Origin of the sequence: Marinobacter profundi, assembly GCF_002744715.1 — a bacterium.
GTDB lineage: Bacteria > Pseudomonadota > Gammaproteobacteria > Pseudomonadales > Oleiphilaceae > Marinobacter > Marinobacter profundi.
The window spans coordinates 78,826-92,256 of sequence record NZ_KZ319367.1 but is presented as its reverse complement, the minus strand read 5'-3'; the positions used below and the strand labels follow the sequence as shown (position 1 = coordinate 92,256).

Sequence of the window (13,431 nt, the reverse complement as noted above, 5' to 3'; positions counted from 1 at the left end):
TTTTTGTAAAACATCGCTAAAGGCTGCATCTGCGTCTGGACTGAGACCGTAATCTAAGCTAGAAAACAGTGAATGTACCGGTAATTGGGTCAGCATTCGGCAGCCTGGGCGGCTGTGATTCGCAACCGGAACATCAAAAGGACAGGATTTCATGATGCTGAAAGAACTCTGGCGCAAGACAATGGGATTCCATCCGGGCGCATCTGCCTGTGGCGGAGTCCAGAACAAGAAATTCCGGATCCTGCCCCACATGACCCACACTGGTGAATTTCACCTGGAGCGGCTCACCGTGTTGCTGCGCAACCGTTATGGCCGGTCGTTTAACGGCAAGGTTGACGATTCCATTCGCGAACTGATGCACTTTGCCTCCCGGGTGCAGGATCAGGATGTCCAGCGCGAGTTGCTACTGTTCTACCTGAACTGTTCCCCCGTCATCCAGGAGTACCTGCGTTCTGCACGACTGCTGAGCGACGATCATTTCCTGGCGCACAACCGGGAAACCCGGCGTGCCGGCTAACGGCATGATCTATCGCCTTTATTTCCAGGTTTCTTAACCTTCCGTAAACCACTTCCTCGTCTGGATTGTGTATACTCGCCCGCATTTCTCGCCGCAGCGCACTGACCTTCGTCAGTGCTTGTGCGGATCCAGCTTGTAATGTGGCCAGCGGGCGCAATACTGTTGCTATTTGAGTTTCCAGTTCTGAGGTTGCCGATGTTTTCCAGACTGCTTTCCCCGGCAAGGTTTGCCATTGCGATCACCGCGGGCACAGTGATGCTGGCCGGCTGTGCCAGCGACAGTTACTTGATGGTGCCCAAGAACAATCTCGTGGACATCCACAGCAAGGTGACCGAGCAAAGCAACACGCTGACCACCATGGAAAGCGCGTCCGAGCAACGCCACCAGGAACTGCTGCACAAATCGGACATGGCGACAGAACAGGTGCTCAGGGCCATTGCCGAACAGGTGGAAAAGCCCAGCTGCCCCCCCATTCCGAAACAGCCGGTCTGCACAGTGCAGAGCGCCGAGAGCAAAGGCCGTGCTGATCGCCTCAAGGGCAAGGTTGTGGTTGGTGAGGTAGAGAAGCTGTTCCTGGTTGGCCCGGGCTATGTCTATGACGCCCGCATCGACAGCGGTGCCGAAACCTCATCGCTGGACGCCCGCAACATCACCCGTTTCGAACGGGATGGCCAGAACTGGGTGCGCTTCGACATCCCCACCCCCGGCACAGACGGCGAGCTCACCACGCTGGAGCGGGAAATCTCCCGTCGCGTACGCATCATCCAGTCCAACGTGGATGAACCGGAGCGCCGTGTCGTGGTCGAATTGCAGTTTTCCATCGGCGATCATCAGCAACAGGCTGAGTTCACCCTTACCGATCGCAGCCACCTGACCCACTCGGTGCTGATTGGCAGAAACGTGCTGCGGGATGTAATGTTGATTGATGTCGGCAAGGAGTATGCAACGGAACTGCCGGCCAGCCTGATGGACAACAAGGATGACAGCAATTGACTACACGCTCCCGCCTGCCCTTTTTCTTTGCCATCTTCCTGCTGATTACCGCCGGCATTACCCTGGCGACCCTGCGACATCTTGAGCTGGGCATCCCCTGGCTGAGCGGTGAACAGCGCCCGGTCTGGATGCTGGAGGCTCGGGTTGATTTCGAGGCACGGGACGAACCGGTGCTTGCCAGTCTGAGCATTCCCGATGATCCCCCCGGATTCCGCCTGTTATCCGAACAGGCGGCGTCGCCGGGTTACGGTTTCTCGGTGGTGGAAGACGCCGGCAATCGCCGCGCCGAGTGGTCCAAGCGGGTCGCCGACGGCCAGCAGACCCTGTACTTCAACGTCCAGCTGGTGCCGGACGACACCAACACTATCCGGCCACCGCGCCGCAAACCAAAACCGGACGCCGTGTTCTGGGAAGAACCCCAGGCGACCGCGGTACGGGAAATTCTCCAGCAGGCAGCGGAACGCTCCAGCACCCCGGAGAGCATGACCCGTGAACTGATCAAGCTCATGCAGCCGGAAAACAGCGCCCAGAACACTACCCTGCTGGTAAGTGGCGCCAATTACGCCGACCTGCTGGTGCGGATGCTGAATCACGCCAACATTCCAGCCCGCACCGCCGATGGCCTGCAACTGGAAGACGCCCGCCGCCGCCAGCAACTGCGCCCCTTCCTGCAGATCTTCAACGGTGAACGCTGGCTGACCTTCAATCCCCAGACCGGAGAACAGGGCCTGCCGGAAAACGTGCTGCTGTGGCGGCAGTCCGCCGTGTCACTGCTCGACGTGGTGGGTGGCGATGAATCCCAGGTGAGTTTCTCGATGATGCGCCAGACGGTCCCTGCCCTGCAGCTGGCCCGCACCGAAGCCAGCGAGAACGGCCTTGGCTTCCTCAGCCTCTACCAGCTGCCCATCGAAGAACAGAGCATGTTCCGCATGTTGCTGCTGCTCCCGCTGGGCGCCCTGATCGTCGCTTTCATGCGGATCGTGATTGGTATCCGCACCTCCGGCACCTTCATGCCGGTGCTGATCGCCGTGGCCTTCGTGCAGACCTCGCTGATTCCCGGCCTGGTGGCCTTTGTGGCGGTGGTCGCCATCGGCCTGCTGATGCGGGGCTACCTGTCCAGCCTCAACCTGCTGCTGGTATCGCGGATTTCGGCGCTGATCATCCTGGTCATCTTCATCACCACCGCCATCAGCATTGTGGGCTACCAGATGGGCTTCAATACCGGCATGACGGTAACCTTCTTCCCGATGATCATCCTGGCCTGGACCATCGAGCGGATGTCCATCCTGTGGGAGGAAGAAGGTGCGCGGGAAGTGCTGGTACAGGGCACCGGCAGCCTGTTTGTGGCGGTCTGCGCCTACCTGGCCATGAGTGCACCACTGGCGGGCCACCTGACGTTCAACTTCCCGGAACTGCACCTGGTAATCCTCGGCCTCATCCTGCTGATGGGTCAGTACACCGGTTACAAGCTCACCGAGCTGCGCCGCTTCTATCCCATGAAGGCGTATGACTGATGGACTGGATCTCCCCGCTCCAGTTGCGAAAGATCGGCATGCTGAGCATGAACCGGCGCAACGTCGATTACATCGCCCGCTACAACGAGCGGAAGAGCTACCCGCTGGTGGACAACAAACTGAAAACCAAGCTGGTGGTGGCGGAATACGGGGTAAAAACGCCCAAACTGCTGCAGGTGGTTCGTCAACAGCACGAGATTTCCCACTTCCGCGAACAGGCCGAGGCCTGGGAAGGTTTTGCCATCAAGCCTGCCAAGGGCTCCGGCGGTAAAGGCATCACCGTCATCACCCGCCGCGATGAAGACCAGTATGTGAAGGCCTCCGGCGCCAAAGTCAGCATCGACACCCTCGAACGCCACCTGTCCAACATCCTGGCCGGCCTTTACTCGCTGGCCGGCACCCCGGACGTGGCCATCGTCGAAAACCTCGTTCAGTCAATTCCGGAGCTGGCAAGATACTCCTTCCAGGGGGTGCCGGATATCCGCATCGTGATCTTCCAGGGCTACCCGGTGATGGCGATGCTGCGTCTTGCCACTACTGCGTCGGATGGCAAGGCCAACCTGCACCAGGGCGCCGTGGGCGTCGGCCTGGACATCGGTTCCGGCCGCAGCCTCAATGCCGTGCAGTTCAATCGCCCCATCACCCTGCATCCGGATACCGGCCTGGCGCTGGAGAACCTGGAAATTGCTGACTGGGAACAGATGCTGGTGATGGCGTCACGCTGCTATGAGGCGACCGGGCTGGGTTATATGGGCGTCGACCTGGTGGTGGATGTCACCGAGGGCCCGTTGCTGCTGGAGCTCAATGCCCGCCCGGGGCTGGCGATCCAGATGGCCAATGGCCGGGGCCTGCTGCCGCGGCTGCGGGAAGTGGAAAAGCTCAAGCGGCCCCACTTCACCCCGGAAGCCCGGGTGGCCTGGGCCATGTCAAAATTCGGCGCCTTCGAGTAGACCGCCCGGCAGCTTCTCACGCCCAATAAAAAACCCCGGAGTCGCCTCCGGGGTTTTTCGCTAACAGGCCAGCGTCAGAGCTTGCCTTCCGCCATCAGCAGCTTGCGTTCGTGGGTGAGCCCCTTGAGCAGCCCCCAGGTCATGACCAGCAGGATCGCGGTAAAGGGCAGGCCAGCGGTAATGGCCACCGCCTGAATGGCGCCCAGGGCATCATCACCACCCCCAAAGATCAGCGCCGCGGCAATGGCACCCTCCATCACCACCCAGAACACCCGCTGGGCAGTCGGTGCGTCGGTTTTGCCACCGGCGGTGATGCTGTCAATCACCAGGGAGCCGGAGTCCGACGAGGTGACAAAGAACACCAGCACCAGCACGATTCCCGCAAAGGAGGATACAGCCACCCACGGCAGGTTGGCGAACATCTGGAAGGTGGCCAGGGACACCTCCGTCAGGCCATTTTCGGCAAGCGCGCCAATCCCCTGCTGGATCTGCTCCAGCGCGGAACCGCCAAACGCACTCATCCAGACAATTGTAATCAGGGTTGGAATCACCAGTACCGCAGTGACGAATTCGCGAACGGTACGGCCCTTGGAAACCCGTGCGATGAACATGCCGACGAACGGTGACCATGAAATCCACCACGCCCAGTAGAACACGGTCCAGCCGTGGAACCAGGCTTCGTCTTCCCGGCCAAACGGGTTACTCAGCGGAACAATATTCGCCACATAGCTCGACGACGTGACCCAGATGGTTTCCAGGATGCTCATGGTCGGACCGGCAAAAATAATGAACAGCAACACCAGGGCGGCAAGGCCCATATTGAAGTTACTGAGCACCTTTACACCACCCTCGAGCCCTCGCAGCACGGAGATCAACGCCACAAATGTAACGCCGGTGATGATCGCCATCTGTACGTTGATGCCGGCGGAAATACCGAACAGGTAATCCAGGCCGGAGGCGGCCTGCTGGGCACCAAAGCCCAGCGAGGTGGCCAGGCCGAAGATCGTGGCTACCACCGCCAGCACATCGATAATGTGGCCGGGCCAGCCCCAGACCCTGTCCCGCAGCAGCGGAAAGAAGGCGGAACGGATGGTCAGCGGCATGCCCTTGTTATAGGCAAAGAAGGCCAGCGACAACGCAACCACCGCATAGATGGCCCAGGGATGCAGGCCCCAGTGATACATGGTCGCACCCATGGCCAGGCGCGCAGCCTCCGTTGTGTTGGCCTCGACACCCAGCGGGGTCTCATACCAGCCCGTGTAGTAAGCCACCGGCTCTGCCACCGCCCAGAACATCAGGCCAATGCCCATCCCCGCCGCGAACAGCATGGCGAACCACGACAGCCTGGAGAATTCCGGCTTGGCATCCATACCGCCAATGCGGATCCGGCCAACCGGCATGAAGATCAGTGCGGCGCAAACCACCACAAATATGTTGGCGCTGATCAGGAAGAACCAGTCAAAGGTTGCGATCGCGCCCCACTTGGCGCCATCGAGCAGCTCTTTCGACTCGGCAGGAAAGATCAGGGTGCCGACCACAAAGAGTACAACCAGTACTGCCGTTATCGGGAATACCGGCGCGTGCAGGTCCAGGCCAAACGGCGAAATATTGTCCTGGCCTGCGACGTAATCCGTCTGATATTCGTCTTTTACAACGTTGCCCACGAAGGGAGCCTCCTGTTTTGATACATCGCTTCAGGTTTGGTCACTCGAACATTACAAACCCGCCATTTTATTGTTTTGAGCTCAAAATATCAAAGCAGCTCATCAATCAGAACATTGACGCTAAAAGTGTAGACCCCATCACAAACATTTCCCAAAGCTTCATGCGACAGCCAAAGGTGCCATTAGAACTGTAATGATTAACGGCCAGCCCACCTTACGGGATCGCGGCCCAGCACGTATGATCTGATTTCCAGTCCAGTTACCGAGGTTCCGATGTCGAAATCTGCCCTGCCACCCAGCCGCTACCTGACGTACATCCTGTGTATTGCGGCCCTGGTGGTCTCGCTTCCCCTGGCGTTTGCGATGCCGGGATTCGGGGTCCTGGTGATCATCGCCGGTGCACTGACCGCCCTTGGTACCCACGACATCCTGCAGCGCAAGCATACGGTCAGCCGTAACTATCCGGTGGTCGCCCACATCCGCTACTTCCTCGAATCCTTCGGTCCCGAAATCCGCCAGTACTTTATCCAGTCCGACACCGAGGAACGTCCGTTCAGCCGGGAGCAGAGAGCCATCGTGTACCAGCGCGCCAAGGGCGTGCTGGACAAGCGCCCGTTCGGCTCCCAGCTGGAGATGTACAACAACAGCTTTGAATGGATGAACCACTCCCTGAAGCCGGCGGAGATTGAAGACAGCAATTTCCGCATCCTGATCGGCCGCAACTGCAAGCAACCCTACAGTGCCAGCGTGTTCAACATTTCCGCAATGAGCTTCGGTTCGCTGTCCGCCAACGCTATCCTCTCTCTCAATACCGGCGCCCGTCTTGGCGGTTTCTATCACGATACCGGCGAGGGCTCGATTTCCCGCTACCACCGCCAGCCGGGCGGGGACCTGGTATGGGAGATCGGCTCAGGATATTTCGGCTGTCGTAATCCGGATGGCAGCTTCAATGAAGAGAGGTTTGTCGCCAACGCCACCCTCGACCAGGTAAAAATGATTGAGGTCAAACTATCCCAGGGCGCCAAACCGGGTCACGGCGGCATCCTTCCCGGCGCCAAGGTGACTTCTGAAATCGCCGAGGCTCGCGGCGTCCCGGTTGGCCGCGACGTGGTTTCGCCCGCCAGCCACACCGAGTTCAGTACGCCGCGGGAACTGCTTGAATTTATCGACCGGCTGCGGACCCTGTCCGGTGGCAAGCCCACCGGTTTCAAACTGGCCATTGGCCACCCCTGGGAGTGGCTGGCCATTGTTAGAGCCATGCTGGATACCGGCCTGAAACCGGATTTTATCGTGGTGGATGGCGGTGAAGGCGGCACCGGCGCGGCGCCACTGGAATTCATCAACCGCCTCGGCATGCCCATGAACGAAGCCCTCCAGTTGGTCCACAACACCCTGGTGGGCTGCAACCTGCGAGAAGACATTGCCATCGGCGCGGCCGGCAAGATCACTTCCGCCTTCAACATCGCCAGGACCCTGGCGCTCGGCGCCGACTGGTGCAACGCCGCCCGGGGCTACATGTTCGCCCTCGGCTGCATCCAGTCCCTCAGCTGCCACACCGGCCACTGCCCTTCCGGCATCGCCACCCAGGACCCGACCCGCAGCAGCAAGCTGGACGTGGAAGACAAGAGCCGGCGGGTATACAACTTCCACAAAAACACCCTGGATGCCCTGGCCAATCTGCTGGCCGCCGCCGGCCTGAACCACCCCAGCCAACTGGGCCCGGAACACATCCTGCGCCGGGTCTCCAGCACCGAAATCTCATCCTACGCCGAGCTGTACCATTACCTGCAGCCCGGCGCGTTGCTGAAGGGCAACACCGGCCACCGGGTGTTCGACAAATACTGGAGCCTGGCCACCAGCGACAGCTTCGATCCGCCGGAATTTGTCCGCCAGTTACGGGAAACCAAGCTGCTCTGATCCCTCAAACAAAAAGGGAGGTAAATTGCCGCTTTCCCTGTTTATTTTTGCTGGGGGCTAGTGTAGACTTCGCTCCCGCTAAGCCAGTGAGATAAACCTTTCTGGCCAGAAGTCCACGACAGCAGGGCTGTCGTACAAGACCTCTGAAGCGAACTCGGGGCGTAGCGCAGTCTGGTAGCGCACCTGTATGGGGTGCAGGTGGTCGCAGGTTCAAATCCTGCCGTCCCGACCATATTCCCGAATGAAGGCAGATACTCTCAGGGTATCTGCCTTTTTTCGTTATGGGCTAAACCAGTTCCCGGGCTGATTGCAGATCAACTGGCTTCCAGCTTGTCTGCCAGCCCCTCCCTCCAAAGCTTAAGTTTTTTGGAAAGGAGGCCAGCGGATGTCCGTCACCACTACCAAAGACACTCGCATTGCCCTGCTTTGTGCACCCCCCCGGGTAAGTGCCTATAAAAAATAGCTTTGCATTTCGATCGGCCTGGAGTACAGTGGGCCTCGTTGGAAAGATTTAGCAAAGCATTTCATCAATAAGACGCATCTGTGCTTTTACAAGTTGTACGTCCTGTTTTTGATCACGCAAGTTTTTTGTTTCCCGCATACCGCTGATCAGGCATCACAACGGTCGTCTGACGGCACTATTAAAGATTGAATTCAGGAAAGTACTATTATGTCTACTGTTACCGGCACTGTTAAGTTTTTCAACGAATCCAAAGGCTTCGGCTTCATCACTCGTGAAAGCGGCCCGGACGTATTTGTTCACTACAGCGCCATCCAAGGCGGCGGCTTCAAGACTCTGGCCGAAGGCCAGCAAGTCGAGTTCACAGTGACTCAGGGCCAGAAAGGTCCTCAGGCTGAGAACGTTGTAGCGCTGTAAAAAGCAGCTCTGTAGGAAGTTGCCCTGTTAATAACAGGCAACTCGAAAGAAAAAGGCAGCTTCGGCTGCCTTTTTTCATGCCTGGAATTTGCCAGTGGCACCACAGTCAGTAGCCCCCGGAGGCCGCGATGAGCAGGAACTCCCGGGATGCAGCCTTGTGCGAAGCGCTACCAGGCCAGCCAGATGACGTGCCGCGCGCCCTTGCCCGGGCGATGGGCTCGAACCGTCACCGGCTCCACTGACAAACCCGCCCGCTTCAAGCGTTCCGTAAAGGTGGGGTCCTGCCCCGCTGACCAATACGCCAGAATGCCATCAGGCCGCAGTGCCGCCTGAGCCGCCGCGATACCCGCCGCTGTGTACAGCCAGTCATTTTCCTTGCGTGTCAGGCCTTCCGGCCCATTGTCAATGTCCAGCAGAATGGCGTCGTAGCTTGCCGGCGAGTCTTTGATCAGCTGAACCACATCACCAATGTGCACCCGCGCCCGCGGATCCTTCAGCGGGTAGCCTGCTGCGCCACCCAGGGCACCCAGGTTCCACTCTTTCACTTCCGGCACCAGTTCGGCAACGGTCACCTCGGCAGTGGCCCCCAATGACTGCAATGTAGCTGCCAGGGTAAACCCCATCCCCAGCCCTCCGATCAGCACCCGGGGTGCGGGATGCTCCGCGATGCGCTCACAGGCCAGGGTTGCCAGCGCATCCTCGGAGCCATGCAGGCGACTGTTCATCAGCTCACCGGTGCTGCCGGCGATCTTTATGGAAAACTCGTCATTGCGCTGGAGCAGGCGCAGCTGGGTTCCCTTACCGGGAATGGTGGCTGTGCCAAGTAATTCAAAACGGGCCATGGGGACCTCGGGCAAGTGAATCGGGGTTTGTTACCAATGTGTCACGCAAGGGCTTACACCTCGCCCGCGGCTTAGCGTCAGCAGCAAATTCCGTCTAGAATGTGCCACCTCGAATCCACCACTTTCTGGAGCCCCGGCTACCCGGTAATGACCAGCAGCACAGAGCATACCACGCTTCAGGCCTCCGCCCAGGTCCTGCCCCATAGCGCCCGCTTGGTGGAGCGCTTGTTGCGGCTTGAGAAGCGAGCTGCCAGCGAGTCTCACGGCTGCTTTGCGGAACGGCTGGGGCGACTGTTCGGGCTGGGCGACACCATGACGCTGGACAAGGCGCTGGGGTTCCGCCCGCAAGGCCAACCGGAGCCAGTCGCAGACCTGGAACACCAATTACTTCAGGAACTGGCGGACGCCCGACGCAAGGTCCTGGACAAGCTGGACCTTGCACTGGAGGAGTTCGACAAAGCCGAACCGCGGAAACCGCTGGCCGACCTGAATACGGAGGCCGCCAGTGCCCCGTCACCCGACTTTGCTCCGTTCCTGCAATTCTATCTGGCCCGACAACGACAGATTGTTGCGGCAAGTCGTCAGCTGCGTGCGCGCTTCAGAACGGCGGTAGCCGGCTACAGCCACACAATGGCCCGGATTGCCGAGTTTGACGGGGTGTTTGACCACGCTATGGCGCAGTACACCAGTCAATGTTTTGCTACCCTGCCGGCCCTGCTGGAAAAACGCTTCGTGGCATTGCAACAGGAGCAGGACGCCGGCTCGGACTGGCGGGGATTATTCCAGCAGGAAATTCAGCTGTTGTTGCTGGCCGAACTGGATGTTCGCCTGGAGCCGGCACTTGGCCTGTTGGCCGCTATTCACCAGGAGATAGGTAAAACCCCATGACACGCATAATGTTTGCCCTGGCCTTTGTGCTTGGCGCCGCGGCTGTGGTCTGGATTGGTTCCGGTTTTCTGGGCACCAATACCCTGGCGCTCGCCGTTACCCTGATTATCGGCGCGGCCTATGCCATCGGATTTGTGGAGTTGACGGGGTTCCGCCGTGCCACCGGCCGGCTTTTTGACCTGCTGGATAGCCTGCCAGACTCCCGGGAGGCACTGACCAGCTGGCTGGGCCAGTTGCCGCCTGCGCTTCAGCCGGCCGCACGCCGGCGAATAGAGGGCGAACCGGTCGCCCTCCCCGGCCCGATGCTGACTCCTTATCTACTCGGCCTGCTGGTCATGCTCGGGCTGCTGGGTACCTTTGTGGGCATGATTGTCACGCTGAATGGTGCCGCCTCGGCCCTGAAAGGCAGCACGGAGCTGGCCACCATCCGCAGCGCGCTGGCCGCCCCGATTGCCGGCCTGAGCCTGGCCTTTGGTACGTCAATTGCCGGCGTCGCCGCATCCGCCATGCTGGGATTGGCAGCGACCGTCAGCCGCCGCGAAAGGGTGATGGTATCCCGTCAACTGGACATCCGGGTACGCCAGCAGCTCCACCATCTGTCTCTTGACTATCAACGGGAGCAGGCCTTCCTGGCCATCCGGGAGCAATCCCGGGCGCTTCCGGAAGTTGTCAGCAGCCTGCAGGCCATGACCACGCACCTGGAACAGCTGGGCGCCCAGTTGTCCGCCAGCCTCAGCCACAACCAGCAGGACTTCCACCAACAGGTCAGCCGACAGTATGAAACCCTGGCCGAGTCCGTCGCCCGTTCCCTGCAGACCAGCCTGGCAGACAGCAGCCGACTGGCTGCGGAGGCTCTGCGCCCCGTGGTCGATCAGGCCACGAATGAACTCCACGACGGCGCGGAACAGAGCCGGCAACAGCTTGGAGAGATGCTCGAACAGCACGCACGAGGCCTCGCAGAACAGTTCCGCCAGACCACCGAGCAGGCCGCCCACAGCTGGCAGAGCGGATTGAATTCCCATCAGCAAGCCAGTGCCGCGCTGGCCCGCGAAATTGCCGCCAGCCTGCAAGCCTGTAACGACACCTATCGGCACCACACCGAGCAGCTCCAGGCCAGCCAGCTAACCGGCATTGCAGACCTGCAAACCACGCTCCGGGAGCAGCTCACCGCGTTGCGGGATCAGGAAGCCGGGCGCAGCGAGACAGCGGCACAGCGCCTGGCCGAACTGGAAGCGACGGTTGCCCGCCACCTGCAAACTCTCAGCCATGGCCTGGAAGCCCCGATGAGCCGGCTGATTGAAGCTGCGGCAGAGGCGCCTAAAGCGGCCGCCGAAGTCATCGGTGAAATGCGCGCCGAGCTGACCCGCTCCAGTGAGCGGGACAACGAATTGCTGGACGAGCGGCGTCGCATCATGGCTGAACTGAACGCCCTGCTACAGGACCAGCGGGCGGCCACCAAGTCCCAGCAGGAAGCCATCGAAGAGCTGATCGTGGCTGCCACCGAGGCACTGACCGGAGCCAGCGACAGCTTTGCAAGCCAGGTCCAACAGCAAGGGACACAGCTTTCCGGCATCGCGACACACATATCGGGAAGCGCCGACGAGCTGGCAAGTCTCAGCGAAGCGTTGCAACTGGCGGCCAGCCTGTTCAGCGACTCCAACAATCAACTGATCGGCAGCCTCGAAAAGGTGGAGGCCGCACTCGACACCTCCGCCAGCCGGAACAACGAGCAGCTGGCTTACTATGTGGAGCAGGCCCGGGAAATTATTGAGCTCAGCATGACCTCCCAGAAGGACGTCATTGACGCCCTGGGTGCGGTGGCCGCGAAACAGTCAGCCGAAGAGGTGGGCTGATGGATGAACTGCATGACCCGGAAGGCCAGGCCACACCGGTATGGGCGATTTTCTCGGACCTGATGGCGGCGCTGGTCGGCATCCTGGTACTAATCCTGGTGTGGGTCATCGGTATCCAGCTGGAGCTGAGCCAATCCCTGGAACAGGAAAAACAGCGGCGGCTGCAGGAAGAACAACGGCGGATCGCACTTGAGCAAGCCCTTGCCGACCCGCTGGCAAGTGGGCGAGTCACCTTCCGGGATGGCCGGATCGGGATCAGCGGCAATGTGTTGTTCCGACTCAACTCAGACCAACTGCAGGATGAGGGAGAAGCGTTGCTGCAAACGCTGGTGCAGCCCCTGCAGGTCTACCTGGCCCAACATAATGAACTGCTGATGGTCAGTGGTTTCACCGATGACCTGCCGGTCCACCGGGGCAACCAGCGTTACGAGGATAACTGGGGACTGTCCGCCCAACGGGCCCTGACGGTGACCCGCACTCTGGTGGCACAGGGCATTCCGGAGGAGCGGATCTTCGCCGCGGCCTTTGGCCCCAACGATCCCGCGGTTCCCAATCTGGACGAGGACTCGCGGGCCCGGAACCGGCGGGTGGAAATCAGCACCGTGCCGCGGCAGGATCCGCCATCGCCGGCGGTTGATGCCTCGGTTGATATGAAGGGTGCCAACGATGAGTAATAAGGGCCTGGCTGACCTCCGCGCAAGGCTGGCCCGACTGGAAGCCAGCGGCGCGAGCCGCTTCGATCCGGTGCGCTACCGGTTTGTCGAGACTCTGGTCAGGCGGCTGGAAAATAACAACGGGGAGGCCTCGCAGACCGCCTGCCTCCGGACCGGCAAATACCTGGCAGAGCTGCACCAGCGATTGACCGCCGCGCGCCAGCAGGCACAGGCCGTGCTCGCCCGCAGCCATCAGGACGACCACAGCCCACACCGCGCAGTGCTTCAGCTCCTGTTTGACCTTGGCGACTTCCAGGGCGTGATCCGTGCTTCCCGGCGCGATTCCGGGCAGCCCTCGCCGCTTGCCGGACTGCGGGAAGCGTTGCGGGAAGCACGGCCCGCCCGCGAAGTCCGCGCCGGGCCTCCCGACCTGGAATCAATCCTCAATCAGCCGTCGCGCACCGCGACCGGAGACCTGCCCGACGCGCGCCCTGAATTGCGGGCGCTGGCCGCAATGCGGGCCGCCCAGGCACGGCAACAGGTCGCTCACCGGATCGCCGGAGCCATTGCCAACACCCCGGCGGATGCCGGCCCCCTCAACGGCCATCGCCTGGTTACCCGGGCAATCCAGAGGCTGCAGCAGCTGTCGCCGGAATACCTGCACTGGTTCGTTGGCTACACCGATACCCTGTTGTGGCTAGAGACCGAAGGCAAGCGGGCTGGCAAATAGCGTCACCGGTCAGCGGTCAGCAGCTCCTGAACT

General features: G+C 60.6%; 12 protein-coding genes and 1 tRNA gene. 11 read left to right on the top strand and 2 right to left on the bottom strand.

Features of this window, described 5'->3' with window-relative positions:
* Positions 1 to 151 precede the first annotated feature (151 nt).
* From CLH61_RS00400 to CLH61_RS00385, 4 genes are all read left to right on the top strand, one after another.
* Positions 152 to 517, top strand: coding sequence for a hypothetical protein (locus CLH61_RS00400; protein WP_099612739.1), 366 nt, complete (start codon positions 152 to 154; stop codon positions 515 to 517).
* 195 nt (positions 518 to 712) lie between these two features.
* Positions 713 to 1,510 (top strand): ATP-dependent zinc protease family protein, encoded by a 798-nt coding sequence (locus tag CLH61_RS00395; RefSeq protein ID WP_228152485.1) that lies wholly within the window; start codon positions 713 to 715, stop codon positions 1,508 to 1,510.
* Positions 1,507 to 3,024, top strand: coding sequence for an inactive transglutaminase family protein (locus CLH61_RS00390; protein WP_099612738.1), 1,518 nt, complete (start codon positions 1,507 to 1,509; stop codon positions 3,022 to 3,024). The genes CLH61_RS00395 and CLH61_RS00390 overlap by 4 nt, the downstream gene beginning before the upstream one ends.
* Positions 3,024 to 3,974, top strand: coding sequence for an alpha-L-glutamate ligase-like protein (locus CLH61_RS00385; protein WP_099612737.1), 951 nt, complete (start codon positions 3,024 to 3,026; stop codon positions 3,972 to 3,974). Before CLH61_RS00390 ends, CLH61_RS00385 begins: the two co-directional genes overlap by 1 nt.
* A gap of 74 nt (positions 3,975 to 4,048) precedes the next feature.
* On the opposite strand, the gene CLH61_RS00380 is transcribed toward CLH61_RS00385, so the two are convergent.
* Positions 4,049 to 5,638, bottom strand: a complete 1,590-nt coding sequence (locus CLH61_RS00380) for a BCCT family transporter (protein ID WP_099612736.1) — start codon at positions 5,636 to 5,638, stop codon at positions 4,049 to 4,051.
* 273 nt (positions 5,639 to 5,911) lie between these two features.
* On the opposite strand from CLH61_RS00380, the gene CLH61_RS00375 reads away from it, so the two are divergent.
* From CLH61_RS00375 to CLH61_RS00365, 3 genes are all read left to right on the top strand, one after another.
* Positions 5,912 to 7,555, top strand: a complete 1,644-nt coding sequence (locus CLH61_RS00375; RefSeq protein ID WP_099612735.1) for an FMN-binding glutamate synthase family protein — start codon at positions 5,912 to 5,914, stop codon at positions 7,553 to 7,555.
* 155 nt (positions 7,556 to 7,710) lie between these two features.
* A tRNA-Pro gene (locus CLH61_RS00370) sits at positions 7,711 to 7,787 on the top strand.
* A gap of 438 nt (positions 7,788 to 8,225) precedes the next feature.
* Positions 8,226 to 8,432, top strand: coding sequence for a cold-shock protein (locus tag CLH61_RS00365; RefSeq protein WP_099612734.1), 207 nt, complete (start codon positions 8,226 to 8,228; stop codon positions 8,430 to 8,432).
* Positions 8,433 to 8,599: 167 nt separating this feature from the next.
* Here the strand turns inward: CLH61_RS00365 and CLH61_RS00360 are convergent, their stop codons facing one another.
* Positions 8,600 to 9,274, bottom strand: a complete 675-nt coding sequence (locus CLH61_RS00360) for a spermidine synthase (RefSeq protein ID WP_099612733.1) — start codon at positions 9,272 to 9,274, stop codon at positions 8,600 to 8,602.
* 147 nt (positions 9,275 to 9,421) lie between these two features.
* Here CLH61_RS00360 and CLH61_RS00355 point away from each other — a divergent pair, with 147 nt between their 5' ends.
* Genes CLH61_RS00355 through CLH61_RS00340 form a run of 4 tightly spaced genes read left to right on the top strand, consistent with a single transcriptional unit; the run spans position 9,422 to position 13,398 of the window.
* Positions 9,422 to 10,162, top strand: coding sequence for a DUF3348 family protein (locus CLH61_RS00355; RefSeq protein WP_170003544.1), 741 nt, complete (start codon positions 9,422 to 9,424; stop codon positions 10,160 to 10,162).
* Complete coding sequence (locus CLH61_RS00350; RefSeq protein WP_099612731.1) at positions 10,159 to 12,015, top strand: DUF802 domain-containing protein; 1,857 nt, start codon at positions 10,159 to 10,161, stop codon at positions 12,013 to 12,015. The genes CLH61_RS00355 and CLH61_RS00350 overlap by 4 nt, the downstream gene beginning before the upstream one ends.
* Positions 12,015 to 12,689 (top strand): OmpA family protein, encoded by a 675-nt coding sequence (locus CLH61_RS00345; RefSeq protein ID WP_099612730.1) that lies wholly within the window; start codon positions 12,015 to 12,017, stop codon positions 12,687 to 12,689. The genes CLH61_RS00350 and CLH61_RS00345 overlap by 1 nt, the downstream gene beginning before the upstream one ends.
* Complete coding sequence (locus CLH61_RS00340; protein ID WP_099612729.1) at positions 12,682 to 13,398, top strand: DUF2894 domain-containing protein; 717 nt, start codon at positions 12,682 to 12,684, stop codon at positions 13,396 to 13,398. The genes CLH61_RS00345 and CLH61_RS00340 overlap by 8 nt, the downstream gene beginning before the upstream one ends.
* Positions 13,399 to 13,431 lie beyond the last annotated feature (33 nt).

Bases quoted from the DNA above. Each gene is read 5' to 3' on its own strand.
- CLH61_RS00400 (WP_099612739.1), top strand. From the start codon at position 152: ATGATGCTGAAAGAACTCTGGCGCAAGACAATGGGATTCCATCCGGGC.
- CLH61_RS00395 (WP_228152485.1), top strand. From the start codon at position 713: ATGTTTTCCAGACTGCTTTCCCCGGCAAGGTTTGCCATTGCGATCACC.
- CLH61_RS00385 (WP_099612737.1), top strand. From the start codon at position 3,024: ATGGACTGGATCTCCCCGCTCCAGTTGCGAAAGATCGGCATGCTGAGC.
- CLH61_RS00375 (WP_099612735.1), top strand. From the start codon at position 5,912: ATGTCGAAATCTGCCCTGCCACCCAGCCGCTACCTGACGTACATCCTG.
- CLH61_RS00365 (WP_099612734.1), top strand. From the start codon at position 8,226: ATGTCTACTGTTACCGGCACTGTTAAGTTTTTCAACGAATCCAAAGGC.
- CLH61_RS00360 (WP_099612733.1), bottom strand. From the start codon at position 9,274: ATGGCCCGTTTTGAATTACTTGGCACAGCCACCATTCCCGGTAAGGGA.
- CLH61_RS00355 (WP_170003544.1), top strand. From the start codon at position 9,422: ATGACCAGCAGCACAGAGCATACCACGCTTCAGGCCTCCGCCCAGGTC.
- CLH61_RS00350 (WP_099612731.1), top strand. From the start codon at position 10,159: ATGACACGCATAATGTTTGCCCTGGCCTTTGTGCTTGGCGCCGCGGCT.
- CLH61_RS00345 (WP_099612730.1), top strand. From the start codon at position 12,015: ATGGATGAACTGCATGACCCGGAAGGCCAGGCCACACCGGTATGGGCG.
- CLH61_RS00340 (WP_099612729.1), top strand. From the start codon at position 12,682: ATGAGTAATAAGGGCCTGGCTGACCTCCGCGCAAGGCTGGCCCGACTG.